The 25,982-nt window shown below is 45.0% G+C and carries 23 protein-coding genes; 18 read left to right on the top strand and 5 right to left on the bottom strand.

The window, feature by feature from the left end:
• Positions 1-88: 88 nt before the first annotated feature.
• The 4 genes from LGO15_RS23075 (at position 89) to spoIID (ending at position 4,087) form a co-directional block, all read left to right on the top strand.
• Entirely contained in the window at positions 89-325 is a 237-nt protein-coding gene (locus tag LGO15_RS23075) for a DUF1146 family protein (RefSeq protein WP_226086190.1), read from the top strand.
• A 343-nt stretch (positions 326-668) separates the two neighbouring features.
• Entirely contained in the window at positions 669-1,388 is a 720-nt protein-coding gene (locus tag LGO15_RS23070; protein ID WP_226086189.1) for a YwmB family TATA-box binding protein, read from the top strand.
• A gap of 32 nt (positions 1,389-1,420) precedes the next feature.
• Positions 1,421-2,728 carry a UDP-N-acetylglucosamine 1-carboxyvinyltransferase gene (murA, locus tag LGO15_RS23065; RefSeq protein WP_167831119.1) on the top strand — a complete coding sequence of 436 codons (1,308 nt, stop codon included), beginning with the start codon at positions 1,421-1,423 and terminating at the stop codon, positions 2,726-2,728.
• 330 nt (positions 2,729-3,058) lie between these two features.
• Positions 3,059-4,087 carry a stage II sporulation protein D gene (spoIID, locus tag LGO15_RS23060; RefSeq protein ID WP_167831120.1) on the top strand — a complete coding sequence of 343 codons (1,029 nt, stop codon included), beginning with the start codon at positions 3,059-3,061 and terminating at the stop codon, positions 4,085-4,087.
• A gap of 130 nt (positions 4,088-4,217) precedes the next feature.
• Here the strand turns inward: spoIID and LGO15_RS23055 are convergent, their stop codons facing one another.
• Positions 4,218-5,207: a nuclease-related domain-containing protein gene (locus tag LGO15_RS23055; protein WP_226086188.1), complete on the bottom strand. Its 990-nt coding sequence runs from the start codon at positions 5,205-5,207 to the stop codon at positions 4,218-4,220.
• Positions 5,208-5,502: 295 nt separating this feature from the next.
• Positions 5,503-5,940, bottom strand: coding sequence for a VanZ family protein (locus LGO15_RS23050; protein WP_226086187.1), 438 nt, complete (start codon positions 5,938-5,940; stop codon positions 5,503-5,505).
• A 213-nt stretch (positions 5,941-6,153) separates the two neighbouring features.
• On the opposite strand from LGO15_RS23050, the gene LGO15_RS23045 reads away from it, so the two are divergent.
• The 5 genes from LGO15_RS23045 to LGO15_RS23025 all read left to right on the top strand — a co-directional run bounded on the left by LGO15_RS23045 (position 6,154) and on the right by LGO15_RS23025 (position 12,083).
• Positions 6,154-7,071 carry a stage II sporulation protein SpoIIQ gene (locus LGO15_RS23045; protein ID WP_167831123.1) on the top strand — a complete coding sequence of 306 codons (918 nt, stop codon included), beginning with the start codon at positions 6,154-6,156 and terminating at the stop codon, positions 7,069-7,071.
• A 170-nt stretch (positions 7,072-7,241) separates the two neighbouring features.
• Entirely contained in the window at positions 7,242-9,242 is a 2,001-nt protein-coding gene (locus tag LGO15_RS23040) for a penicillin-binding transpeptidase domain-containing protein (protein ID WP_226086186.1), read from the top strand.
• Positions 9,243-9,295: 53 nt separating this feature from the next.
• Complete coding sequence (locus tag LGO15_RS23035; RefSeq protein ID WP_226086185.1) at positions 9,296-9,868, top strand: hypothetical protein; 573 nt, start codon at positions 9,296-9,298, stop codon at positions 9,866-9,868.
• A 98-nt stretch (positions 9,869-9,966) separates the two neighbouring features.
• On the top strand, positions 9,967-11,571 hold the full coding sequence (gene ggt, locus LGO15_RS23030; RefSeq protein WP_226086184.1) for a gamma-glutamyltransferase: 1,605 nt from the start codon (positions 9,967-9,969) through the stop codon (positions 11,569-11,571).
• 329 nt (positions 11,572-11,900) lie between these two features.
• Entirely contained in the window at positions 11,901-12,083 is a 183-nt protein-coding gene (locus tag LGO15_RS23025; RefSeq protein ID WP_167831127.1) for a hypothetical protein, read from the top strand.
• 60 nt (positions 12,084-12,143) lie between these two features.
• On the opposite strand, the gene LGO15_RS23020 is transcribed toward LGO15_RS23025, so the two are convergent.
• Positions 12,144-12,329 carry a hypothetical protein gene (locus tag LGO15_RS23020; protein WP_226086183.1) on the bottom strand — a complete coding sequence of 62 codons (186 nt, stop codon included), beginning with the start codon at positions 12,327-12,329 and terminating at the stop codon, positions 12,144-12,146.
• Between the two features lie 197 nt (positions 12,330-12,526).
• Between LGO15_RS23020 and LGO15_RS23015 the strand changes: the two genes are divergently transcribed.
• The 5 genes from LGO15_RS23015 to LGO15_RS22995 all read left to right on the top strand — a co-directional run bounded on the left by LGO15_RS23015 (position 12,527) and on the right by LGO15_RS22995 (position 17,765).
• The gene (locus LGO15_RS23015; protein WP_226086182.1) at positions 12,527-12,829 is read left to right on the top strand and encodes a DUF4212 domain-containing protein; all 303 of its coding nucleotides are present in this window, start codon (positions 12,527-12,529) and stop codon (positions 12,827-12,829) included.
• Positions 12,830-12,874: 45 nt separating this feature from the next.
• Positions 12,875-14,545, top strand: coding sequence for a sodium:solute symporter family protein (locus LGO15_RS23010; protein ID WP_226086181.1), 1,671 nt, complete (start codon positions 12,875-12,877; stop codon positions 14,543-14,545).
• On the top strand, positions 14,526-16,412 hold the full coding sequence (locus LGO15_RS23005) for a DUF294 nucleotidyltransferase-like domain-containing protein (protein WP_226086180.1): 1,887 nt from the start codon (positions 14,526-14,528) through the stop codon (positions 16,410-16,412). The genes LGO15_RS23010 and LGO15_RS23005 overlap by 20 nt, the downstream gene beginning before the upstream one ends.
• A gap of 151 nt (positions 16,413-16,563) precedes the next feature.
• Entirely contained in the window at positions 16,564-17,229 is a 666-nt protein-coding gene (locus tag LGO15_RS23000) for a 3'-5' exonuclease (RefSeq protein WP_226086179.1), read from the top strand.
• Positions 17,230-17,417: 188 nt separating this feature from the next.
• Entirely contained in the window at positions 17,418-17,765 is a 348-nt protein-coding gene (locus LGO15_RS22995) for a hypothetical protein (protein ID WP_226086178.1), read from the top strand.
• Positions 17,766-17,800: 35 nt separating this feature from the next.
• Here LGO15_RS22995 and LGO15_RS22990 read toward each other — a convergent pair whose 3' ends face one another.
• Positions 17,801-18,589 (bottom strand): LysM peptidoglycan-binding domain-containing protein, encoded by a 789-nt coding sequence (locus LGO15_RS22990; RefSeq protein ID WP_226086177.1) that lies wholly within the window; start codon positions 18,587-18,589, stop codon positions 17,801-17,803.
• Between the two features lie 389 nt (positions 18,590-18,978).
• On the opposite strand from LGO15_RS22990, the gene spoIIID reads away from it, so the two are divergent.
• Positions 18,979-19,251 carry a sporulation transcriptional regulator SpoIIID gene (gene spoIIID / locus LGO15_RS22985; protein ID WP_031307660.1) on the top strand — a complete coding sequence of 91 codons (273 nt, stop codon included), beginning with the start codon at positions 18,979-18,981 and terminating at the stop codon, positions 19,249-19,251.
• Positions 19,252-19,467: 216 nt separating this feature from the next.
• On the opposite strand, the gene LGO15_RS22980 is transcribed toward spoIIID, so the two are convergent.
• Entirely contained in the window at positions 19,468-19,806 is a 339-nt protein-coding gene (locus LGO15_RS22980) for a hypothetical protein (RefSeq protein WP_226086176.1), read from the bottom strand.
• A gap of 419 nt (positions 19,807-20,225) precedes the next feature.
• On the opposite strand from LGO15_RS22980, the gene essC reads away from it, so the two are divergent.
• The 3 genes from essC to LGO15_RS22965 all read left to right on the top strand — a co-directional run bounded on the left by essC (position 20,226) and on the right by LGO15_RS22965 (position 25,980).
• Positions 20,226-24,845, top strand: coding sequence for a type VII secretion protein EssC (gene essC / locus LGO15_RS22975; protein ID WP_226086175.1), 4,620 nt, complete (start codon positions 20,226-20,228; stop codon positions 24,843-24,845).
• Positions 24,838-25,089 (top strand): methyltransferase, encoded by a 252-nt coding sequence (locus LGO15_RS22970; RefSeq protein ID WP_167831135.1) that lies wholly within the window; start codon positions 24,838-24,840, stop codon positions 25,087-25,089. Before essC ends, LGO15_RS22970 begins: the two co-directional genes overlap by 8 nt.
• A 153-nt stretch (positions 25,090-25,242) precedes the next feature.
• Positions 25,243-25,980 carry a hypothetical protein gene (locus LGO15_RS22965; protein WP_226086174.1) on the top strand — a complete coding sequence of 246 codons (738 nt, stop codon included), beginning with the start codon at positions 25,243-25,245 and terminating at the stop codon, positions 25,978-25,980.
• Positions 25,981-25,982 lie beyond the last annotated feature (2 nt).

The following is a 25,982-nucleotide window of genomic DNA, read 5'->3' as shown; positions in this document are numbered from 1 at the left end:
CATGAAACTTTCCGGTTTCTGAAACGTCTAAAATAACAGGTAATCATCTAGTTTATGTTAAAATAGACATGGTTAGGGGGGACACTTTATGATTACAGGTTTTGGCGGCTTTGCGCTGACCAGCATTCTGACACATCTTATTTTTATCGCCATTTCATGGTGGGCTCTTCAAGCACTCCAATTCGATAAATTGCTCAGGGCAAACCATGTTCTTCAAGCCCGTGTTTTATACATTCTTGCATCCATCGCACTGGGATCCACCGTAAGTAATTTCTTCCTTGATTACCTCCAATGGTCACAGCAGCTTCCGATGATTTTTCAATAAAATCGCTTAATCAAAAGTAATCCGATCAATATTCAAAAAGCTCCGCGAAAAATTCTTCATTAATGGGGAGCTAGCAGTGGCTGGCATGGACTCTTTGGCCCATTCCTGTAAATCCTAAACAAATTGGTAAAAAATTAGGTCTTCATACATGTTTCCAAAACATGAAAACTTGAGTATTATTGTTTTTGTGCTTGTTTTTTGCAAAGGCATGTTTATTTTTTCACAAACAAATGAACACCCGGCTAAGTTGATACATAGAATGATGTCAAAAAGTGACGAGAATTCCCAAGTATGCGATTCGCTCTCCTGGTAAGAATGGTAATAAGGGGAGAGTGAGAGACATATGAAGAAGATTCCATTTATTTTATCAATTTTTGGCATTATTGGTTTTATTGTGTTCCAAGCTGGGAATAAGACGACTGTAGCTGACGCTGATCATGAAATAAAAACTCTGGCCTCAGTTTTGCAGGACGAAAATATTTTAATCACTGGTTGGTCTATATATGCTAGGGAAACATTGGTAGAAGAAAATGTCGAAGGTTTGGTAAAAGAACTGAAGGACCAGCTTCCGAATTGGACATGGAAGCACCGAGATGGAGAACTTACAGCTGTTTCTAATTCTTCTGAGATTCAGGAAAAAATTAAAATTGTTTCTACGGACACAAATGGGCTGATACATACGTATGTGATGTATGAGGTCAGAGGTCACTACTGGAATAAAAATACAGAAGCATTTTTAAACAAAAATTTACCAGGCAGAATATTTGACATTTTTCGAGGAAACGCCACAACTTTCTCTTGTATTGAAGGCGAGTTCAGTGATAAGATAAAATCGGCTTTACCTGTTTATAAAACTAAATTGCTAAAGGCTTTTCAAGCTAAGGAAGTCGAAGGGGTAGAAGAGGAATCATTCTTATCTACATCCGCTGTTTCGCCTTTGTTCGACAAACCCTTGAGCAATGACCATGAGATGAATATGCAGCTTGGATTACGGAAAACTGATCGATTGGGCGCTAAGACTACCCTCGTAGTTGGCACACCCATCATAACGATTGAATATTAATATAGAGAAATTGGACGCGGAGGGGAATACACTTGGAAAAAATCATCGTCCGCGGCGGACAAAGGCTAAGCGGTTCTGTAAAGGTTGAAGGAGCTAAGAATGCCGTCTTGCCTGTTATCGCTGCAACATTATTAGCAAGTGACGGAAAAAGCGTAATTCGTGATGTGCCAACTCTCTCCGATGTATATACCATCAACGAAGTATTACGTTCTTTAAACGCCGTAGTGGAGTTTGAAAATAACACGATTACAGTAGATGCATCCAGAGAGTTAAAAATAGAAGCACCTTTTGAGTATGTTCGTAAAATGCGTGCTTCTGTACTAGTAATGGGATCCCTGCTTGCCAGGAATGGCCGTGCTCGCGTAGCGTTGCCAGGCGGCTGTGCAATCGGTTCCCGTCCTATCGACCAGCACCTTAAAGGCTTTGAAGCAATGGGTGCGACAGTCAAGGTAGGCAACGGTTTTATTGAAGCCGAAGCAGCCAATGGCCTGCATGGAGCTAAAATATACCTCGATTTCCCTAGCGTTGGCGCTACGGAAAATATCATGATGGCGGCTGTTCTTGCAAAAGGCACAACCATCATCGAAAACGTCGCAAAAGAACCAGAAATCGTCGACCTTGCCAACTTCCTTAACAAAATGGGAGCGAAGGTAAAAGGCGCTGGCACTGGCACAATCAAGATTGAGGGTGTGGAAGTACTGTTCGGTGCTGATCACAACATCATTCCTGACCGAATCGAAGCAGGAACCTTCATGGTGGCGTCTGCCATCACTGGCGGCAACGTCCTTGTAAAAGGCGCTGTACCGGAACATCTTTCTTCATTGGTTGCCAAGATGGAAGAAATGGGTGTTACGATCATTGAAGAAGAAGATGGCCTTCGTGTCATCGGTCCTGAAAAATTGAAAGCAGTCGACATCAAGACGATGCCGCACCCTGGCTTCCCGACAGATATGCAATCCCAGATGATGGCATTGCTATTGCGCGCTCAGGGCACAAGCATGATCACTGAGACTGTTTTCGAAAATCGCTTCATGCACGTGGAAGAATTCCGCCGCATGAACGCAAACATCAAAATCGACGGACGTTCTGTCATCATGAACGGACCATCCAACCTTCAGGGAGCAGAAGTGGCAGCAACAGACCTGCGCGCCGCAGCATCACTGATCCTGACTGGCCTTGTAGCAGATGGAGTAACACGCGTGACAGAGCTTTACCACCTGGACCGCGGCTATGTGAACTTCCATCATAAACTTGCTGCACTAGGCGCTGACATCGAACGCATCAGCGAGGTAGAAGAACAGCCAGTAACTGAAAACTTAGTCTCAGACATGAACGCATAAGATATCTAGTCTTAGACATGACCCATAAAGAATACTACTCAATGAACCGGAGAATTGTGCTTACATGTATAGTTCTGCGGTTTTTTGATTTTTGATTGGTTTTTTTAAAAAAACCGCTGAATTCTTGTTATTAGTCCTGTTGATTGGAAGGGAATTAACTTCTTGTTTTAAAAATATCTGTCCAATTTCGACCGACTTATTATGAACGTTTTAAAGGAAAATATACAAATGATGAGCTTTTTTGAAATTTGTCATAAAAGCTTGTCCGCCTCCATATGAATGGAATGAGACGGTTAACGACCGTGAAATTTCATAATGGAGGCTTTTTCTATGTTAAAATTCAAACCACTCATCGTACTAGCTGCAATTCTATTTGCTGTCACACTCCTGATTCCATCCTTGCTCGTCCTCCCTTTTATGGAAGAAAAGGCAGGCGGAAAGCTTGGGGAAGAGTTGCAAAGTGAAGCGAAGGATGCTGCTGCTGTCCCAACTGCCGATTCCGCAGTAGAGGTAGCAGTTTACAGGACAGCTCTATCCAAGACCGAAAAGCTTCCGCTTGATGAATACTTGATCGGTGTCGTCGCTGCTGAAATGCCCGCCGAGTTTGAGCTGGAGGCATTAAAGGCGCAGGCACTGTCGGCAAGGACTTATTATGTAAAACAAATGCTGAGCCCAAATAAGGTAGGCGTACCTGAAGGCGCTCAATTGAATGATACAACCATTCACCAGGTATTTAAAAACAAAGAAGAATTGAAAAAGCAATGGGGCGTCGACTACAAATGGAAGATGAAGAAAATCGCCGAGGCTGTAAAGGCAACTGACGGCCAGGTCCTTACATTTGACGGTGCGCCCATTGATGCGACCTTCTTCTCGACATCGAACGGCTTTACTGAAAACTCAGAGGAATACTGGTCAAACTCACTGCCATACCTGCGCAGCGTAGAAAGCCCATGGGATCTGGAGTCACCGAAATTCCGCAACCAGACTGTGATGACCGTGGCCGATGTGGAGTCTAAGCTTGGGGTCAAGCTGCCGAATTCTCCGGAGATTGGCAAGGTCATCTCAAGAACATCAGGCAACCGCGTAGCCAAAATCGACATAGGCGGCAAAGTCCTAACTGGCAAAGAAGTCCGTGAAAAACTAGGGTTGCGCTCAAGCGACTTCACCTGGGAGCTCAAAGGCAATAACGTCGTCATCACCACCGAAGGCTTCGGCCACGGCGTCGGCATGAGCCAATACGGCGCCAACGGCATGGCCACCGAAGGCAAGAACTATCAGGATATCGTCAAACACTACTATAAAGGCGTCGAGATCAGCGAAGCAGAGAGTATGCTGACGAAGGTGACTGCGAAGAAATAAGATCAGGCTGCTTTTGCAAAACCGAATAATGACGTGGCCAGGGCGAAGAGCAGCCCTGGCTTTTTAGCGCATTTGAGTTGTGCTTCGGTAACTTTTGTCTTTTTGCGGGATTCAGTATGGTATATGTCGATTATTTTTTCCGGGAATTGAAGAATGTTTCAATGTCGGGTGGCATGTGGTAGATGCGGCCTTTTTTGGTGCCTGTGTGGGGGAGGTTCATAAAAGATAACATCCGATTTGCAGTCTTTATCGAAGGAATGTTTGCAAAGCGTCTAAATTCTTGATTTGTCATGGTAGGCTTAAAGAGAAGAAAGTGGTCTAATATTGCTCCGTGATGAGCAGTTTTAGATGAATGTCCACAATGAGGGCAAACCCAATGCCACTTCATGCGTGTCATCCCAAAAGTCGAACAAGCAGGACACTGAACTCCTTTATGAAAATCGGAGCTTGTAAGGGAGTAATACTTTAATAAATCCGGACGCTGTGGAGTATCCTTTTTTAAAAGAAGATTTGAGAATTTTTTTAGGTCTTTTACAGAAAGAAACTCTTCAGAATGGTTGGAGTCAAGCTGGTTTATTCTATTTAACAATACATCTCCTTTCACTACAATATTATTTAACGAACGATAATTGGTTCGGATAATAGCAGAAGAGTTACTGATAACCACAAAGTGGTAAACGGGAGGTAATCTAAACTTATGCTCATTTATCCATCTTTTTAGATGCCACGATTGCATTTTAACCTGTAGAACGGGACTATCATACGCTTTTTCTTTGTCTTCTTTGGTTTGGATCATTTGATTGGAATCTTTATCGAAGAAGAGTATACCTGAATGATTTTTCGTTTCAATCAGTACGATGTATCGAAGAGTTAATATGAGGGTGTCCATTTGAAAGTGCCAAGGGCCATCAGCAAGCCGCAAATCGCGGAATATATAGTAGCCTTTTTCAGGCAAAAAGCTTAAGCGGTAGTCAGTTTGCAATTCTCCTTTGTAACCAGAGCGCCAGCCTTTATAATCTTGCTCGATTTGTAAGAATTTTGGATGATTGTCATGGATTCTATTGAAGATAGCCTCATAAATACGGAGATGAATGGGATATCCTCTTTCTTTTTTTATCAAAATATCACTCCTTAAGTTGCTTTTTAGGACAAATTCTATAATTCAGCATGAAAACCTGCCTAGTTTCGTATCTTTAATTGTACATTATGTGAATTGTAGGTTTTAATCCCTGTTGTGATATGGATAATCCCCGTTGTAGAGCTTTTAATCCCCTTTATGTCAGTTTTAATCCTAGTTAGTGAGGATATAATCCACGTTGGCTAAAAAGAACACTAGTCTAAACAAAAAGCCAGCCTAAAAACAAGGCCAGCCCCTAAAAAACCGTAACTAATAACAATTTAAATACTAAACCCAGCTAAATTCCCCGAACTCTCTCCTCAATCCCGCGCAAAACCCTCCCCAGCCGCGGGAACTTTCCGCTGAAGCTGGCATGATGGATGAAGTGTGAGGCCGCTAATACCCCAATTACGTCTTTTATAAAATCAATCAGTGTTGCTGATCGGTACGGGACGAAGCTTTGATGGATCTCGTCGAGCAGGCCGTACAGAATCGCCACGCCCATGAAGGCGAAGCTCATCACCGGTGTGAAACGTCCGGTCGTCAAAGCCGCCAGGACAAGCAGCACGTACAAGATTCCAAACTCTACGAGATGGAGCGATTCTTTTATAAAACGGTCAACGCCCTGATTGGGCAGCTCGACCAATGCGTCTGCAGGATTACTGGACATAATCCAGATTGCCGCCATATAGAGCAGCGGAAGAATACGTAAAAACCATACTAATAACTTTTTCATGATGATACCTCTCTTTATAGTAGTAACCCGAAGAGGGCGAATTGTGTGAAGTTTACAGTTGACCCCGAATTAACTGTATCTCAACCAAACCACCCCAAAAAACTTTTTTGCATAATTTCCTAACCTTTGTCGAAAAATAAGCAGTAAAAAATTTTTCAACTCTATGTATATATTTTTTCGCTTCTGTTCAAACTGATTGCTGAGGTGATGAAAATGAGAGAGGAAGAAAAAAGATCTTCTCAAGACAAAAGCAAGAACAGCTTTTTCAAGAAGCGGTGGGTGTATCCAACAGTTTATATTGCTAGTGCCGCAATCATTCTAACTGGTGTCCTATGGTATCAAAACAGCGGAACCGATCAGCTGGATCAGTCGGAATACAAAGCGACTGACATGCCTGGTAAAAAGATGAATGACCAGCCAGCAGTTGAAGTGAACCGCGCGATGGAGAACTTTGTAATGCCAGTGGTGAATGAAGATGATGCAGTCGTCCAAATGGGATTCTATGACAATGAAGGCGACGCGGCTGAGCAAGAAGCAGCTCTAGTGTTCTATGATAATACGTACCATCCGAACACTGGACTGGACATTGCTACAAAAGATGGCAAGGAATTTGATGTAATCGCGTCACTAAGCGGTACTGTCACAAATGTCATGGAAGATGCAGTGCTTGGAAACGTCATTGAAATCGAGCATGACAAAGGTATTGTAACACAATATCAGTCAGTGAAAGACTATCAAGTTAAGGTTGGCGACCAGGTTGAGCAAGGACAAGTCATTGCGAAATCCGGAACAAGCCTGATCAATGAGAAGGCTGGCAACCACGTACACTTTGAAATCCGCAAGGACAATGTACCAGTCAATCCGCATGAGTACTTCAATAAGCCTCTAAGCGCATTGCAGGATGCAAATGTGACAGAAGAGAAAGCTTCTTCTGATGCAGATGCAGGCAAGTCTGAAGATGCTGACGGAGAAGATGTGGAAGGAAGCTCAGAGCAAGATGCTGAAGGTACAACTCCAGCGGAAGACAAGCCTGCAGAAGGCGGCTCTGATAAAAAAGACGAAGATAAGGACGCAGGAGAAGATAAAGACAAAGACTCTTCAACTGACGCTGATACTTCAACCAACTCCTAATAAAATCTAAATTTATGGAACCTGCCTAGCTATAAAGGCGGGTTTTTTTATTGGATTAATCAGAAAAGCTTCCGCTGTATTTTGTGGAAATTTTATAGTGAAAGAGGGAAGTCCTGAAGTTTATCTAATTGGCAATTCTATGGTAAAATCAGACAAGAGGAGGGATACATATGAAACGGGCACTATTTATACTTTTAACGGTCGTAATTGCCGCACTCATTTCCGGCTGCAGCAAGGAACCGACTCCCGAAGAAAGGTTTTCCCAGTACGTAAAGCTTTGGAATGACCAGAAATTTGATGAGATGTACGGATTTTTATCAAAAAAAGCGAAGGATTCCATCTCCAAGGAGGAATTCGTCTCTCGTTATAATAAAATTTATAAAGATTTAGAGATCAATGAGCTGAAGGTGAGCTACAAGCAGCCTGAGGAAGAGCAGGAACATGAAGAGAACGCAGAACTTCCTTTTTCAGCAAAGATGAATAGCGCTGCTGGCCCGATTGAATTCGACCACAATGCTACTCTTGTAAAAGAAGAGCGTGAAAAAGAGGCAAATTGGTATGTTGATTGGAACACGACGTACATTTTCCCAGAACTCGGAGCAGGGGATAAAATCAGCTTCAAGAATGTCCAGGCAGAACGCGGCAGCATCCTTGACCGTGCTGGAAACGGGCTTGCGATCAATGGGACGGCTGTCCAGGTCGGAGTGGTCCCTGGTAAATTAGGCGAGCCAAAAGAGCAGACCATCACCAAGCTTGCGGAGCTGCTCGATATGAAAGAAGAGCAAATCACTAAAGCCATGAACGCAGGGTGGGTAAAACCTGATTTGTTCGTTCCTCTGAAGAAAGTTTCCAAGACAGATAAAGGTCTTCATGAAAAGTTATTTGCGCTGAATGGAGTGACAAGCCAGATGGTGGGGGCCCGCGAGTATCCATATGGAGAAGCTTTGTCCCACTTGATTGGTTATGTCGGTCCAATCCTTGCCGATGACCTGGAAAAGCTGGAGGGAAAAGGGTACAGTGCAACCGACCTCATTGGCCGCCGCGGCCTTGAACAGGTTCTCGAAGAACAATTAAAAGGCACAAACGGAGTCAGGATTTCGATTGTGAAAGAGGACGGAACCGTCAAGACGCTTGCTGAAAAGACGGTGGAAAACGGGAAGGATGTCAAGCTGACAATCGATGTAGTGGCCCAGCAGCAATTGTACGACCAGCTAAAAGGGAAAGCGGGTACGGCATCAGCCATCAATCCGAAGACAGGTGAGACGCTGGCATTGGTCAGCGCGCCAGGATTCGATCCGAATGAAATGGCGCTCGGAATCTCGCAAAACAAGCGGAAAGTGCTAGAAGAAGACCCACTAAAGCCTACGCTTAATAGATTCAAGCTGACTTATGTGCCGGGCTCAGTGATCAAACCGATCACAGCAGCAATCGGACTTGAGAGCGGAAAGCTCCAGCTGGATACTGCTTTTGAAATTACTGATAAACAGTGGAGTAAAGACGCATCATGGGGCGGCTACAAAGTGACCAGGTATTCGAATGTAGTAGGGAATATCAACCTTGAAAAAGCGCTGATCTATTCGGATAACATTTACTTTGCGCGGGCAGTGCTCGGAATGGGCCAGGAAACTTTTACAGAAGGATTGAAGAAATTCGGCTTTGAAGACCAGCCGGAATATCTATACCCAATCGAGCCATCGCAAATCGGCAAGATTGACAGTGAAATCAGCCTGGCCGACTCTGCTTACGGACAGGGGCAGATGGAAATGAATATTCTCCATCTTGCAACGACGTATTCGCCATTCGTGAATAAGGGCAATATGATCAAACCAATTTTGAATATGGAAGATGAGCAGGGACAGGTATGGAAGGAAGGGCTTGTCAGTCCTGAAAATGCAGCGGCTCTGAATGGCATGCTGACAAAAGTCATCACCGATCCAAAAGGAACCGCCCACAATGGCCAGATCGCCAACTATCCGTTAGCCGGTAAAACGGGAACAGCGGAAATCAAGGAAAAACAGGGCGATAAAGGAAGGGAACTCGGCTGGTTCGTCGCCTACAACCCTCAATCCAGCGATATGATCGTCGCGATGATGATTGAGGATTCAGGTTCAAAGGATGTCGTGACAAGGGTGAAGGAATTTTATGAGTTAAGATTGCAAAGTGGAATGTAAGAAGTCCGGCCGAATATGGCCGGGCTTTTAAAAAGAGATAATGGGGGTGGCATATGATTAAAAAGACATTGATATTTACAATACTGCCTTTGATAATCGGAGCATTTAGTATCTTCATCCCGGACTTTTCAAGGTTCTACATGTGGCTTGTACTTGGCCTTTACATCCCGCTGTTTTTATATGCTATTTTCTTAGATATCACAGGGAAATCCAAAAAATCGGCTAAACTTAGAGGTTATGCCGGCTACTTTAGTTTTGTACTGACTTCAATCTTCTTCGCGCTCCCTGCAGTCAGGGCTTATCAGGATCACTTGGTCATTCTGTTCCTAATCATTGGATTATGGTTGTTAGCTTCTTTGCTAACATTTCGTTTCAATAATTTAATGAGTAAAATAGTTTTTGGAGAGAGTGATGAGTTGCGCAAATATACCTTCATTTTACACGGAACAATGTTTTTCGCCCTCGTGGCAGGTGGTGGCGGATATTATAAGGCAGCTGAGTATTTTTCAAATGTCTTTGGAGACGCAGCAATGTTCAGTTATTTTTCTATTCTTCTTTTGGTTGGTTCTTATTGGATGACAATCTTTGCTCATAGTACAGTTGGTATCTTCACAAAATTTAAATGAAAAATCCCTATCGTAACAGAAAGGGATTTTTTTATTTCGAATTTTCAGCTATTTTGATATAATATTTCGTAAGACGAAAATTAATAGGGGGAATCTAAATGTCTTTACATACATATCCTTATCCTTCCCAGCGGATGGCTTCGGTCGCTCGCAATGGGATGGTTGCTACGTCGCAGCCGCTTGCGGCGCAGGCGGGCCTTGATATTTTAAAAAAGGGAGGCAACGCAATCGATGCGGCCATCGCGACAGCGGCATGCCTGACAGTTGTCGAGCCGACTTCCAATGGAATTGGCGGCGACGCGTTCGCGCTTGTCTGGGTAAAAGACAAGCTGTACGGATTGAATGCGAGCGGCCCCGCGCCACAATCGATTTCCATTGAAAAAGTGAAGGAGCTTGGCCATGAAAAAATGCCTTCGCATGGCTGGATTCCGGTCACGGTTCCGGGGGCTCCATCAGCATGGGCGGAGCTGTCGAAAAAATTCGGCCGCCTGCCGCTTACTGAGGTGCTGCAGCCGGCGATTGACTATGCGCGCAATGGATATCCGCTGACTCCTATTCTCGCAAAATACTGGAAGGGTGCTTACAATGCTTACAAGAGCCGCTTCCAGGGCGAGGAATACAAGGAGTGGTTCTCCGTCTTCGCTCCAGATGGAAAGGTACCTGAGGCCGGCGAGATGTGGAAATCGGAGGATCATGCGAATACGCTTCAGGAAATTGCTGAAACGAATGGAGAGAGCTTTTACAGGGGGCCGCTTGCTGATAGAATCGCAGAGGCTTCTGAAAAAGCAGGTGCATTCCTGAGTAAGTCCGATCTCGAAAACTATCATCCTGAATGGGTGGAGCCAATTTCTGTATCATACCACGGGCACGAGGTGTGGGAAATTCCGCCGAATGGACAGGGAATCGTTGCCTTGATGGCATTGAATATTTTAAAAGGCTACGAGTTTACCCATCGTGATGACGTCCAGGGTGTGCATCTTCAGCTGGAAGCGATGAAGCAGGCGTTCACCGATGGCAAGGAGTATGTCACCGACCCTAAGACGATGCAGGCGATGGTAGAAGATCTGCTTTCCGAGAAGTATGGAGAGGATGCACGAGCGAAAATCTCTGATGAAGCGAGAATGCCGGAACCTGGCCAGCTGCCTAAAGGGGGAACAGTCTACTTGTCGACTGCGGATGGAGAAGGAAATATGGTTTCGTTTATCCAGAGCAACTATATGGGCTTCGGTTCAGGAGTAGTCGTTCCGGGAACAGGAATCGGACTGCAAAACCGCGGGCATGACTTTTCGCTAGACCCGAATCATGCGAATGCGCTGGCTCCGGGCAAGAAGACATACCATACGATCATTCCTGGATTCATCACGAAGGATGGCCAGGCAGTCGGCCCATTCGGCGTGATGGGTGGCTATATGCAGCCACAGGGGCATGTCCAGGTGGCGATGAATATGATTGATTACGGGATGAACCCGCAGGCTGCACTTGATGCGCCTCGCTGGCAGTGGATCGAAGGCAAGCAGATCGAAGTTGAGCACAACTTCCCGAATTATATCGTCAAAGAGCTTGCTGCACGAGGGCATCAGATGAAGGTAGCATACGATGGTGGAGGTTTTGGCCGCGGGCAGGTCATCGTCCGCAATCCGGAAACCGGTGTCCTGACAGGCGGGACGGAAATGAGAACCGATGGCGCAATTGCCTGCTGGTAAAGTATATTTTAATGAAGGAACACTCGATGGAGAGTGTTCCTTTTACTATTCTGTAAAATCATTACAAACAGTGCAATTCTATGGAAACAAGCTGAAAAATTTTTTTCGACAAACTTCATTACCTCTGACACCCCCTAACCCTTACTGCGACTAACGGATTTACCACGGTCTGAAAAAAATCGACATAGAAAGCGATTACATTTTTTAGAAATAACGTATTGACCTGCCTGGACATTATATGGATAATTAAATTAAATTTTCTAAAGATTTAGTTAAATAAATAATTATTCATTTATATGCAAGATAACTTTTACATAGGAGGAATCAACTTGATCATTCTAATCGGCCTGCTGGTGATTACCGGCATTAGCCTTTTCATGGGCTTAAGAAAAAACAAATTAATTTACCTGGCAGTTCCGTTCCTGAGCATATTTCTCTACTTCCTCATCCAGATCATCATGGTCCCGGCTCCGTTTTTCGAAACAGTGAAGTTCATCTTCAGCTTAAGTTAATCCACCCAGGTTCCGATTTCGTATTATTAGAATATATAAATTTTTAACTTATTTTAGTGTCTAGCTACAGCGCCTACCCCCTCGAGACGCTTGTCTAGTTTCGCCTCCTAGAAACTCCGAAACTTCAACTCCGCCCGCAGAAGCAAAAAGCGCTTCTTTGTCGGAGTCTCCAGTTTCTGCGTTTCTGGGCAGTCGGCTATACTTTTCGATTTCGATCCTGCCAATGAAGTCAAAAAACGACTTCACTGTCAGGCCCTCCAGCGCTTGTCGGGGCTGACCAAGGCGCTTCCGCTTTTCTAGTAGGTATCGATCTTGCCTGGCGCAAGGTTCATATAAAACAAATCCATAAAAAAGGAGTGGGGCAAGCTTTCTGATTCAATGCTGTGTCTGTCATTCATGAAGGATTATACAAAGGGGATTAGCAAAACCAAAGGGGTGTAAATGTGAAGAAAATTGATAAGTCAGTTGCTGACGCGTATTTCCGTGAAAAAACCCGTAATATGGTCATTTATTTCATCATCTGGTTCCTCGTTTCGTTCGGTGCGGTCATGATCGCCGAACCGCTGAGTGAGATTTCGATCGGCGGCTTCCCGTTCCATTATTTCATGGGAGCGCAGGGGGCAGTGGTCACATTTATCGTGCTGCTGTTTGTCAATGCCAAGCTTAGCGATGGCATCGATAAGAAGTATGGAATCGATGAGGAGAAGAACGTCAAGCTGAGCGAAGGAAAGAGCCTGGACCACTAGATCACGGAGAAAGAAAAAAAGAGCGTTTGAATAAGGGGGAGAACTTTGGATACACAATTCTTGGTCTCATTATCTATTATTTTAGCTACATTCGGTTTGTATATCGGGATTGCGGTTTACAATACAGCTAAGCAAACGTCTGACTTCTATGTTGCCAGCCGCGGCGTACCTCCAATTTTTAACGGGATGGCGATCGGCGCTGACTGGATGAGTGCCGCTTCCTTCATCGGAATGGCCGGTACGATCATGCTGCTCGGCTATGACGGCCTTGCGTATATCATGGGCTGGACAGGCGGATATTTGCTGCTGACCTTCCTGCTGGCGCCACAGCTCAGGAAGTACGGGCGATACACGGTTCCTGAATTTATTGGTGACCGATACAATAGCCATACGGCTCGCGTCATTGCGGCCATTTCAACGATCATCATCAGCTTCACCTATTCGATCGGTCAGCTTTCCGGTTCCGGTGTGGTTATCGGGCGACTGTTCGAAATCGATGCGAAGCTCGGCACGATGATCGGTGTGGTGCTGATTGCGACTTACGCTGCATTCGGTGGTATGAAGGGGATTACATGGACACAGGTTGCGCAGTATATAATTTTGATTATTGCCTACTTGATTCCGGTCATTTTTATGTCTCTCCAGGTGACAAGCAGCGCACTACCATGGCTTTCTTATGGTGAGCTAGTAGGAAAAATGGGCGAGCTCGACCGTGAGCTTGGGATCTCGGAATACTTCGCGCCATTCACGAACGGTACGAAATGGCAGTTCCTTGCCCTTATGTTTACACTGATGGCCGGTACTGCGGGACTTCCGCACGTTATCGTCCGTTTCTATACGGTATCAACGATGAAGGCTGCACGCTGGTCAGGCGCATGGGCATTGCTGTTCATTGGCTTGCTTTACCTTTCAGCACCTGCTTACGCGGCATTCTCACGCTTTATCCTGATGACAAAGGTTGCCGGCAGCAAAATAAGTGAGCTTCCTGCCTGGACGAAAACATGGGTCGATACAGGAAAGCTGCAGGTTGCCGATGGTAATGGCGACGGTGTCCTACAGTGGAGTGAATTGATCATCTCAAACGATATCGTCGTTATGGCGACACCGGAAATCGCTAACCTTGGCGTATTCGTTATCGGGCTTGTAGCGGCAGGCGCTATGGCCGCGGCGCTTTCAACTGCCGGCGGCTTGATGATCGCTATTTCGTCGGCTTTTGCACACGATATATACTACCGTGTCATGAAGCCAAACGCTACGGAAAAAACACGCCTGAATGTAGCGCGTATGTCAATCGTTATTGCTACCTTGTTTGCGGGCCTGATCGCCCTTGATCCTCCAGGTGCAATCACGCAAATCGTTGCCTGGGCATTTGCGCTGGCAAGTGGAACGTTCTTCCCTGCATTGATTCTTGGTGTATGGTGGAAGCGTTCAAATTCCCAGGGTGTTATTGCAGGTATGCTCGTCGGTCTTGCCGTGACATTGAGTTATATTTTTGCTGCGAAGTATGGCGGCTTCACGATCCTTGGCATTATCGACACTGGAGCTGGCGTATTCGGCGCTGCGGCTGCAATCCTTGCGAATGTGATTGTATCGCTTGCGACACCAGCACCTTCGCAAAAAATTCAGGAGGAAGTACTCGACCTTCGCTATCCTGAACAGATGAGCTACAAGAACGGCGAAGTGTGGATGAATGACGATGCAACAAAATCAGTATAAGGAAATCTGGAAGGCTGTGCAGTTCCACCCCCTATTCCAGGGGGTGGACGAACGCACGGCCCTTTCCCTTGTCGAGGAATGTGAAGCTCTTACCTATGGAAAAAGCGAAATGATGCTCAAGGCGAATACTCCTCGTCAGGGGCTTTTGTTGATTTTACAAGGAAATGCCGAGGTATTCGTGGAAAATGCAGCCGGACAGGAAGAAGTGCTTGAAGTCATCAAAAAAGGTGAAATTGTAGGGTTTTCAAGTCTGGCCGAATTCCTTGGATTTAGTAGTGCCGAGAAAACGCAGGCCAATGTCGAGGTAAGGGCTGTTGACGAAGTCCAGGCACTGCTTATTCCTTTTTCTGTACTTGCAAAGAGATGGGATGACCAGGATGTCCATGATTACCTGCTGTCCCAGGTATCGATTAGGTTGAAAGATGTGTACGGATCGCTTGCCGAGCAGGTGAAAATGGCAAAAGGAATAGGTGAGGGTGAGACGATTTTAGCAAGAGTCCAGGATTTGATGAGTGATAAAGTCGCGTCTGTTACTCCTGATACGAGCATTCAGGAAGCTGCCCAGATAATGGTTAAAAGGAAAACCAGTTCTGTGCTGGTGGTCGAGGGTGCTGAGCTGAAGGGAATCATAACAGAACGAGATATCGTCGGGCGGGTCGTTTCAAAAGGGATATCTTTTGACGGGCCATCCAGGCAGGTGATGACGGAAAATCCTGTGACGATATCAAGGTTCGCCTACTATTATGATGCTTTATCTAAAATGTTGCTGAACGGGATCAAGCATTTACCCGTGGTCGATGATGGGGGAATTTCGGGGGTCATCACACTGACCGATTTACTCAGGAAAAAGAACGACAGTGTGATGAGGACAATAAAGAAGATAGATGAGGCTGAGGAAACGAGTTTGCCTGAGGTTAAGGCAGCAATCTATGAAATGACCGAAACGTTGCTAAGAGATCGCGTTCCAGCAATCGCATTGTTGGACATCATTACAAAGCTTTACGACCGATTAATAGACAGGGCAGTCGAGCTGTCTATTTCGGCACTCCGCAAGCAAGGACTTGAGCCACCTGCTCCTTTTGCGTTCTATTTAATGGGTTCTGCCGGGCGCGGGGAGCAGTTCATGCTGACGGACCAGGACCATTTCCTTGTGTATGGGGATACGAATGATCACAGCTACTTCGAAAAACTGGGGAAAGAAATCACTTCAAGGCTCGAAACTGCAGGATACGCCCGCTGCAAGGGCTTGATGATGTCCAGTGAGGAGCAGTGGAGGGGAAACGTATTGCAGTGGCAGGATCGCGTCCGTAAATGGATGCTGCAATCGACGAATGAAAACCTTCTATTGGCACATAACTTCTTTTCCTATCGTTTCGTGGCAGGAAGTGAAGAAGTAAACAAAGAGTTCGAAGCAAAAATCGCCGAGCTGCTCGACCGTTCGAAAATCTTCCTCTATCGTATGGTCCAGGCAGAACGAGAGCAGGAAATCCCGACGCTGGATGAACCGATTCGCGCACTGTTCAAACTCGGCAGGAAAAGCATCGATATGAAAAAAGAAATCTTGTTTCCCTTCCATCACAGCCTGCAAATCCTATCGCTCTATTACGGTGAAATCCCGGGGACACCACTAGATAAAATCGCTAGCTTAAGAGAGAAGGGCATTTTTACTGAAGGGTTTGCGGAAGATGTACAAGAGGCCTTCAACCATATCCTGGACCTTTATATCAGGCAAAGATGGGCAAATAAAGGCGGAAGCTCCGTCCTATCCTTCGCCACCATGTCCACCAGACAAAAAGACGAACTCATCCTGAGCCTGAGAACACTCCGCGAACTACAGGGAATGGTATTTGCCAGATTCTCCGTATAATACCGTTCGACAAAAAGCGGGTGGTGACAGGCACCTCCCGAAGTTATAGGAATGGTAAAAATCCATGCCAATAATGGATTCGACAAATTTCGGGTGGTGACAGGCACCTTGAGGCACCTTGAAAAAGAAGGCACTTTGAAAGGAGGCTGGCATGTTTTTTCAACGGAAGAGTATTTCCTGCCCGCTTATGTATGAGAAGATTCCTTTATCGACTAAAATCGATGACTTAACTTTTGTTGTTTTCGACACGGAGACGACGGGATTTCAGGTGGCGAGCACGGATCGGCTGATTGAAATTGGCGGTGTTCCGGTAAATGGGATTAAGGTGATGGAAAATGATCGTTTTCAGACATATGTTAACCCGGAGCGACAAATTTCTCGGGAAATAATCGAGCTGACATCAATTACGGATGAAAAAGTTGCCGGCGCACCGCTGGCAACTGAGGCGATACAGGACTTCTTTGACTATGTGGGATCCCACGAAGCGGTATGCCTTGTCGGCCACTATGTCGGGTTTGATCATCTTGTGCTGAAAAGCGAGCTGAAGCGTGAAAAACTTGCGCTGAAAAAGCTGTTTACCATCGATACGCTCGACCTGATTGGCTTTATTGCCCCGTCCTATGATATGCGTGATTTAGAGCGATATGCAATGGCATTCGGAACTAGAATTTATGATCGCCACAGTGCTGTGGGTGATGCATTGACCACTGCGTATCTGTTCACTGAGCTGCTGCAACAGTTTAAAGATCGTGGGCATTCTACCTGGGGTGAGCTGATAAAGGCCACCGAAAGTCAGATGAGGTCGATGCAGTTTTAAGTGGAAGCAGTGTATCGGCCAGCGATACGAGATTGATTGAAATTTGAATAGAAATAACTCATATCGCTCGGCGATTCGCGATAGATTCATTCTCGATAATTTCATATAATGATTATAGTGTAAAAATATGTATTTTACTCTTTGAAGAGTTTGGTTGCATTCTATTGTTATGAAAATGGGGGAAATGCATGGATGCCGTGCAAATAGTGTTTTTGGTATTGTTATGGGGTGTACCGATTTTTCGTTTTATACAGATATACAGAAAATTGAATGAAGAGGAGAAAGCAGAAATTAAAGCCTCTTTAAAAAGCCCATTATATTACCTGGACGATGGATTTAGATATATAGGTTTTTTATTGATGTTTTCAGGGATGATAGCCCTCATTCCTGTTATTCAACATATCGGGGTATCTATCTTATTTATTGGCTGGTTTTATGGTGGTCTTGACCTCCTGGACAAAAGTGTTAAACAAAGTGTCGCAGCCATGTCAATATCACTTATTGCTGCTGGTGCTTATTTTCTCATATGGAGATAAGAAAAATGCTTAGAGCAGCTCTAAGCATTTTTATATTATTGAATATTGATCAATGCGCCATTTTTATAAGCAGCAAGCACTTGTTGTCCTGCCAGTTCCTCATACTTTCGTGCGGTCTTATAAGAAACCTTCAACGGAATGGCTTTACCGTCAGTCTCAAATTCAACGGTGAAATTATCCGCTGCTCCGGTGATGGTTGCTTCCATGAATTCGATATCGCCCGGTATGATCAGCTGCTGGCCGATCAGTACCATGTCCTGCTTTAAACCGTTAGCCTGTTTTAATTCTTTCAAGCTGACACCAAATCGCTGCGAGATGTTGAACAGTGTGTCGCCAGGGTTCACGGCGTATATTGCTTCATTCGTTACAAAGCTATGAGTCGGCACTGTAAGGGTTTGTCCAACATAAATGGAATCGGCAACCAATTTGTTTTCTTTCTTCAAATCTGTAACGGTTACTCCGTATTTTTTAGCCAGGGAGAACAAAGTGTCTCCTTTTTTAACAACGTAAATTCCTGCTTCTGTCTCTATAGGAACTTCAATTCGCTGTCCAGTCTTAATCATATCTGAAGTTAGTGAATTCACTTCCTTCAACATATCGACCGATGTATCATATTGCTTGGCAAGGCTGTAAAGCGTATCTCCTTTTTTGACGGTATAAAAGGATCCGACGGCATCTGTTTTCTTTTGTGCAAAGCCTAGCAGCAATCCTGCCGCCACCGATCCGGCTACAGCTGCACCGATCAGTTTTCTGTTTCGTTTCAAGGTCACTTTGCGTTTTTGCTCTCTGATTCTTTGTTTTCTAGTCTGTCTGTAGGTAATCAATTCTTTTTCTCCCCCAATAAAATAAACTCCTCAACAGAAATTCGTAAAGAAACAGGTTTTTATGTACACATATTTGGGTATATAGGAAAGTTTTTCTTATATAAAATAGTTCAATTTTTCAAAAAACTTCACAATACCTTGTCCCTATTGCTTATTTCGTGCATATATCCTCAACCAAGCTAATAAAATGTTACAAACCTGACAAAGAGAGTGTTTGAGGTGAGGAATCGTTTGAACAATATGAGGATTCAGCCGGGGACATGATTAATCTTCGTAATATCCAGAAGGATCTCCCTTCTGCCGCAACCGATTTGCGGAAAGCAGTATTAGCAGATAAAAGCGAGTCTCATTTCACACTTCTCACATCCAATTTAGGGAGGGCGAGTGGTGTGCACGATTACATCAAAGAGAGAACAATCAAGATTGGAAAGTATATCGTGGAGACGAGGAAAACAGTTCGCGTCATAGCGAAGGAGTTTGGCGTATCCAAAAGTACAGTCCATAAAGACCTGACAGAAAGATTGCCTGAGATCAACCCTGACCTTGCCAATGAAGTAAAAGAAATTCTTGATTATCATAAATCGATCCGCCACTTGAGAGGCGGCGAAGCCACGAAAATGAAATACCGCAAAGAGGAAAGGGAAGAAGAGCCGGTTAAGTGAAAAAAGATTGAAACAAACAGATTGGAGGGAACGTAATTCAGCTGTGTGACTATTGCCGAATTAGAAATGAAAAATGCCCAGCTTAGATCCAGTAGAGCCGGGCATCGCCACAGAAGGCGTGTATGATTCTGCTTATTTACATAGCGGAGGCTGCCGCCTTTTTATTATGCAAAAATGGGGACAGGCCTGAACGCATCATTCCATGTCCCGTTTATCTTACCGCAAGCCGGTATTATTCAGCCGTGCTTCCCTTGCCTTCGCGGCTCTTTCTGCGGCTGCCCGTTCCGCTGCCTCTCTTGCTTCTTCTTCCCTTTTGATTTCATTCGCTGCTGCGACGATATCCGGTCCGATTGAAAAAAGCAGCGTTTGCAACTCGGAAATCTCCCTACTGATGTTATTGATCGCGTTATTGATGTATGTCATTTCCTGCGCTTGCCATCCGCTGTTAAGATTCCCCTTGAAGTCCTGCAGCCTGCTTTTAATCTCGTTCAATTCCTGTGCGTAACCACTGATTCTATTTGCCTGCGAATACGCCTGGCCTACATTAATCTTCATTTGAATCACCTGCTCATTTATTTAGATTCTTTGATTATAGTATGCCTTTTGAAAAAATCCCAATGATAACCTGCAAATATTTGTAAAAAATATTGGGATTTTTTAGATATAAATGGTTTGAAATGGGTGTGGATGGGGTAAAAAGAACTAGTTTTCTGTATGTGGGTTATTAACTTCATACATTAACACCACTCTTTCCTTACTAGCTAAAAGCAAAAATAGGACTAAAATCCCTATTTTTCCAGTTAAGGGGGTAATTGGTTGAATATAATTCCTGATATTGTAAGATATTTATATATTTAGAGATGCACCCAAGGTTTGATGTAAAATTACACTTTTTGAGATAAAATGGTAAAAAATTAAGTTTTCACTTTACATACTGTTGAAATACAGATATCTAGGGCTGGGGAGGAATTGAGTTGATTCTCACACTTTTTGACCGGAATCGGGTATTCGATCTCGTTTTGCCTGAACGAGTCACAGGAAGGTACATACTGAATACGGAAGATCAAGAAAATAACCCGGTCGATATGCTGGCTGTTGAAGCGGAAGAAGGCCAATGGTACCTGAAATCCAACAAACATGCCTATTTAAAGGATAACGCCAACGAAATACAATCAAAGGTCCTCATTGAACCATTCAAAACATATAGTATTCACCGCAGCGATCATCAATCTGCTCTAGTCTATGTCGAGCCGCAAACGGCGGACCGCAATGAATTCACTAAACATATCGTAACTACCAATTCCATTAAAATCGGTCGTTCGCAGGAAAGCCAGATTTGTTTTTCGAACAAACTGGTATCAAGTTCTCACTGCGTCATCGAGTACAGCAGCAATGGCAAAGCAGTCATCAAGGATTTCAACAGTTCCAACGGTACATATGTCAATGGAGAAAGAATCAGGGAACAGGAACTGGCTGTTGGGGATGTCATTTTCATCATGGGTCTCAAAATCATTTTCAACGGCCGTCTATTGTCGCTGAACAATCCGCATAAGTCGGTATTCCTAGACCGGAATGCATTCAATTCATTCATTGCCGAAAAACCTGTAGTCGAAAAAGAACTCAACCTCGATGAAATACATATTGAAGAAGAAAATGATCAACTTTTTTACCGTTCTCCGCGCTTCAAGCGTGATATTGAAGAAACGACGATAAAAATCGATCCGCCGCCTCCGCAGCCGAATATTGATGAAACGCCATTGATGCTTTTGCTTGGTCCGTCGATCACGATGGGTATGGCTTCGCTTTTCACCGGTCTACTGGTTTTGCAAAGCGTAATGGGTAGGGGTGGGGATATTATGTCGGCGATGCCGACACTGGTGATGTCAATCAGCATGATGATCGGTACGGTACTCTGGCCGATTTTAACAAAGAAATATGAAAAAAAGCGCCGCATCAAGCTTGAGGGCATCCGCCAGGAAAAATATTCGAAATACTTGGCGGAAATGAAGCAAGCGATTGAGGAGGAGTGCAAGCACCAGAGCGAAATCCTGTTCGAAAATCACGTCACCCTTGAAAACTGCCTGACGAGAATCAAGCGTCGCCAGCGCAATCTCTGGGAGCGAGGAATCGGGCAGAATGATTTCCTTAAAGTACGCCTGGGAATTGGAGACCTGCCGCTGAACGCGGAAATCAAATATCCTGAGAAACGCTTCATGCTTGAGGATGACAATCTTCAGGATGAGCTATATCAAATCGTAGAGAAGCCGCAAATATTAAAGGATGTGCCGGTCACTGTCGACCTGACGGAGGAACGGATCAGCGGAATCATTGGCAGAAGGGAAGAAGTGAAGAGCTTCGTACAGGGTCTGATATTCCAGCTGACAGCATTGCATAGCTATGACGAGTTAAAGCTCGTGTTCATATACGATGAACATGAGCATCATACATGGAATTTCGTGAAATGGCTGCCGCATGTTTGGGATGATGGCAAGACGATCCGTTTCGTTGCCACAGACGCCAATGAAATCAAAGAGCTTTCAGCTTATTTTGAAAAAGAAATCAGTGCGCGCCAGGCTCTTGATGAGGAAGATCTTGCGGAAATTGAACAGCATTATATCGTGTTCTCGATGAGCAAGAGTCTCGCTTCAAAGGCTGAGATGATCAATCAGATTTTAAAAGAAAAGAAGAATATCAGTTTCAGTCTTGTCACTCTTTATGACGAGCTGAAAAACCTGCCAAAGGAATGTAGCAATGTCATCGAACTCGACAAGAGTTTTTCAAAAATCTATGACAAGGACGATATTTCCGGGAAATATATAGGGTTCAACGCAGACAGCTATCTGGAAGAGGATGCGGAAGAACTGGCTGTAAAATTAGCCAATATCCAGCTGAATACCTCACAGAAAGCTTATACCCTGCCTGATATGCTGACATTCCTGGAAATGTTTGGTGTAGGTAAGATCGAACATCTGAATGCGTTGACGAAATGGAAGGAAAACAATCCTGTCCATACGATCCAGACGCAAATCGGTGTCGATACGCAGGGCGATCCGTTCATGATCGATCTGCATGAAAAATACCATGGTCCGCACGGGTTGATTGCCGGGATGACCGGTTCTGGTAAAAGTGAATTCATCATGACGTTCATTTTATCGCTTGCGGTCAATTATCATCCCGACGAAATTGCATTCATCCTGATTGACTATAAGGGAGGCGGCATGGCGAATGCTTTCGAAGACCTGCCGCATCTGGCAGGGACGATCACGAACCTCGATGGAGCCGCTGTCAACCGTTCATTGATTTCAATCCAGAGTGAACTAAAGCGCCGCCAGGCCATTTTTAGCGAAACAAGCCGTGTTGTTGACCAGAGTAATATCGATATTTATAAATATCAGAAGTTATATCGCGAAGGCAGGGTGAAAGAGCCGCTGCAGCATTTGTTCATTATTTCCGACGAGTTTGCCGAGCTTAAGGCACAGCAGCCTGAGTTCATGGAGCAGCTTGTCAGTGCGGCACGTATCGGCCGAAGCCTTGGCGTCCACCTGATCCTGGCGACACAAAAGCCATCAGGTGTCGTCGACGACCAGATCTGGAGCAACAGTAAATTCCGCATCTCACTAAAAGTGCAGGAAAAAGCGGACAGTATGGAAGTCATCAAACGCCCAGATGCTGCAGAACTGAAGCAGACCGGACGCTTCTATCTCCAGGTCGGCTTCAATGAATTATTCGAACTTGGGCAGTCGGCTTGGGCTGGGGCACCGTATTATCCGTCCGACAGAGTCGAAAAGCATAAAGATGACAGTGTCGTTGTGATTGATGATCTCGGCCGCGTCATTAAAAATGCCCGTATCGATAAGCGCAAATCCACGGTGAAAAATCCGCCGAAGCAAATCGATGAGATTACCGAATACCTGGCGAGAATGGCAGAGCAGGAGAACATCAAGGTCCGCCAGCTATGGCTTGAACCGATTCCTGAGCTCATCTACGTTGATAAATTGAAGAAGAAGTATAACGTTATCCAGCAAGGTTTTGCGTTGAACCCAATCATCGGTGAATATGATGATCCGGCGAACCAGAGGCAAATGGTCATGCGCATGCCAATCATCCAGGAAGGAAACGCTGTAATCTACGGCATTGCAGGAAGCGGGAAGACGACATTCCTGACAACGATGCTGTACTCACTGATGGAGGAACACACGCCGAACGAAGTGAATTTTTACCTGCTTGACTTCGGTTCCGAAACGCTTGCCTGGTTCAAGGAAGCGCCGCATGTCGGCGATGTCATGCTTTCGCATGAAAGCGAGAAGATCCACAACCTGTTCAAGCTGCTGACCAGCGAGATTGAACGGAGGAAAAAGCTGCTTTCTAATTACGGCGGTGATTTTATCACCTACAACGAAATGTCGGGTGAGAGCCTGCCATCGATCGTTGTAGCAATCCACAATTACGCGGCGTTCTCGGAGATGTTCGAGGAGCTGGAGGAAGGCATTTCGTTCCTGACGCGTGAAGGCCTGAAGTATGGCATTTACTTCATCGTCACCGCAATCAATACGGGAGCGATACGCTACAGGCTGCTGCAGAACTTCAAGCAGATGTATGTGCTCCAGTTGAATGACCAGAGTGAATACTCGGGCGTATTGGGCAATACAGACGGAGTGTTCCCTTCCAAATCGAAAGGCCGCGGCATTTTCAAGAGCGATACGACATATGAATTCCAGACAGCTCATATCACAAGCGATATAGACAATATGTACAGCTTCATAACCGATTATTGCAAAGGCTTGCGAGATTCATGGACGCAGCCGGCCGCAACGCGCGTGCCGATCCTGCCGGAAAAAGTGAATCTGGACTACTTGCGTGATGAAGCAAGGAATATGAACAGCAATAAAGTGCCAGTCGGCATCGAGAAAAATTCCTTGAAGGCTGCTTACTTCGATTTTCTTGGAAACTATGTGAATGTCGTGACCGCCATGCAGAATGATCAATGTTCAGGTTTCATGCAGGGTGCAGCTGAAGTATTCAACGCTTCTGAAGGCAGGGAGCTGATTGTCATCGACCCTAATGAGCACTTTGCGGCGGGCCGCACGCAGGATTATAAGTACATTTCCGACGCATCTCAACTTGAAGATACGATCGTTTACCTGTTCAACACGCTCGTGCACCGCAACAATAGTACGAAGGATGCCATCGAGGCAGGCGAACAGCCGCCAGTGTTCGGCAACATCACCTGCATCATTGATTCCTTCACTGATCTGATGATGTATCTGTCTCCGGACGGACAGGATAAACTCAAGGTCTTCCTTGAAAAAGGCAATGGCCTCAACGTCAACCTGATCATTTCCGACAGTGCCGATAAACTGAGCTCGATTTCGTTCGAGGCCTGGTTTAAACAGCATGTATCGCTTAGCGATTTCATCTGGTCAGGCAATGGCATCACAGACCAGTACGTCATGAAGCTCGGCAAGGTAACAAACGATATGTACCAGGAAATCCCGCCAGGCTTCGGCTATGTCGTCAAAAAAGGAAAACCAACACTTGTGAAGCTGTTATCCTCAGTAGAAAGCATGCAAGAGGAGGTAGCGTACCATGGATAAGGTGCTAGTAGAGGTCTTCATCCCCGCCTCTGAAAAATCATACGACGTATTCCTGCCGCTCGAAAGCAAACTGCACGAAGTCGTCTACCTGCTCGCCGGCACCATGACCGAACTGTCACAAGGATACTTCTCAGCAACACACGACACCATCCTCTGTGACCGAAAAACCGGCACCATCCTGAACATCAACCAGACCGTCCAAGAAATCGGGTTGATGAACGGCGCGAAGCTGATGTTGATTTAGGCGGGACATGGGGACGGTTCTCTTGTCCCGTGGGGTGTAGAGTGCGACGTAGGAACGATGCACGTCTCACAGAATTTGAATATATGACCTTGGGGGCGGTTATCGAAAACCGGACCGTCCCTGCTTTTTTTTAAAATGGAAGGTGTGGAGAACTTGAAGAAGTGGATCAAGCTGACTGCGGCAATTTTATTCGTAATCATGGGAGGTGCGGGGTGTATGAGTTCGGAGAGTAAGGTAGTAGATCATTTAGAGAAAGTTTACGCAGAAGAGTTTGAAGTGGAAAGTACCAAAGAGGGCAGTGACATTTTTCCGGAAATGTACGGAAAAGACAAAGTAATTGCCCATCCTGAGGGAAAGCCAGAATTAGTATTCATTGCGGGTGAAAGCAGAAATGAGGCAGGGGTTTTTTACGATACCTATGTCCTATCCAAGTGGTCAAAAGAGTTGGATGCTAAGTATAGTGAGCAAATAAAAAGTGATTTTGGCCAAGAAGTTGAATTTAAAACGTTGCTCCTAGCCCAGGGAGATAAATATGATCCAAGCATGATTGACATTCCTTTTTCACAGTATGTTACAGAGAATAAAGAAGTTGATGTTACTGTTAAAATCGCGATTAAAACAGAGGGGGAGCCGGATATCTCTCAATATGCAGAACCTGTTTATAATCTTCTGGAGACTCTGAAGAAAGAAAATACGAAATTTTATGGAGTTTCAGTAGGATTTGTGGACGAATCTGAGGATATCTCAGATTACATGAGGACCTCAAACATTAACAATATCCCATGGTCAAACCTGAAGGCCAATGTCTACGGCACTATAATGGTAGACAATTTAACTGGAATCAATTCACCAGATGATATAGCCCAACACTACGATAAGTCTGAAGGGTGATT

The sequence above is a fragment of the Mesobacillus sp. S13 genome, from assembly GCF_020422885.1.
Lineage (GTDB): Bacteria > Bacillota > Bacilli > Bacillales > Cytobacillaceae > Mesobacillus > Mesobacillus selenatarsenatis_A.
This window is presented reverse-complemented; position numbering and strand designations above follow the sequence as displayed.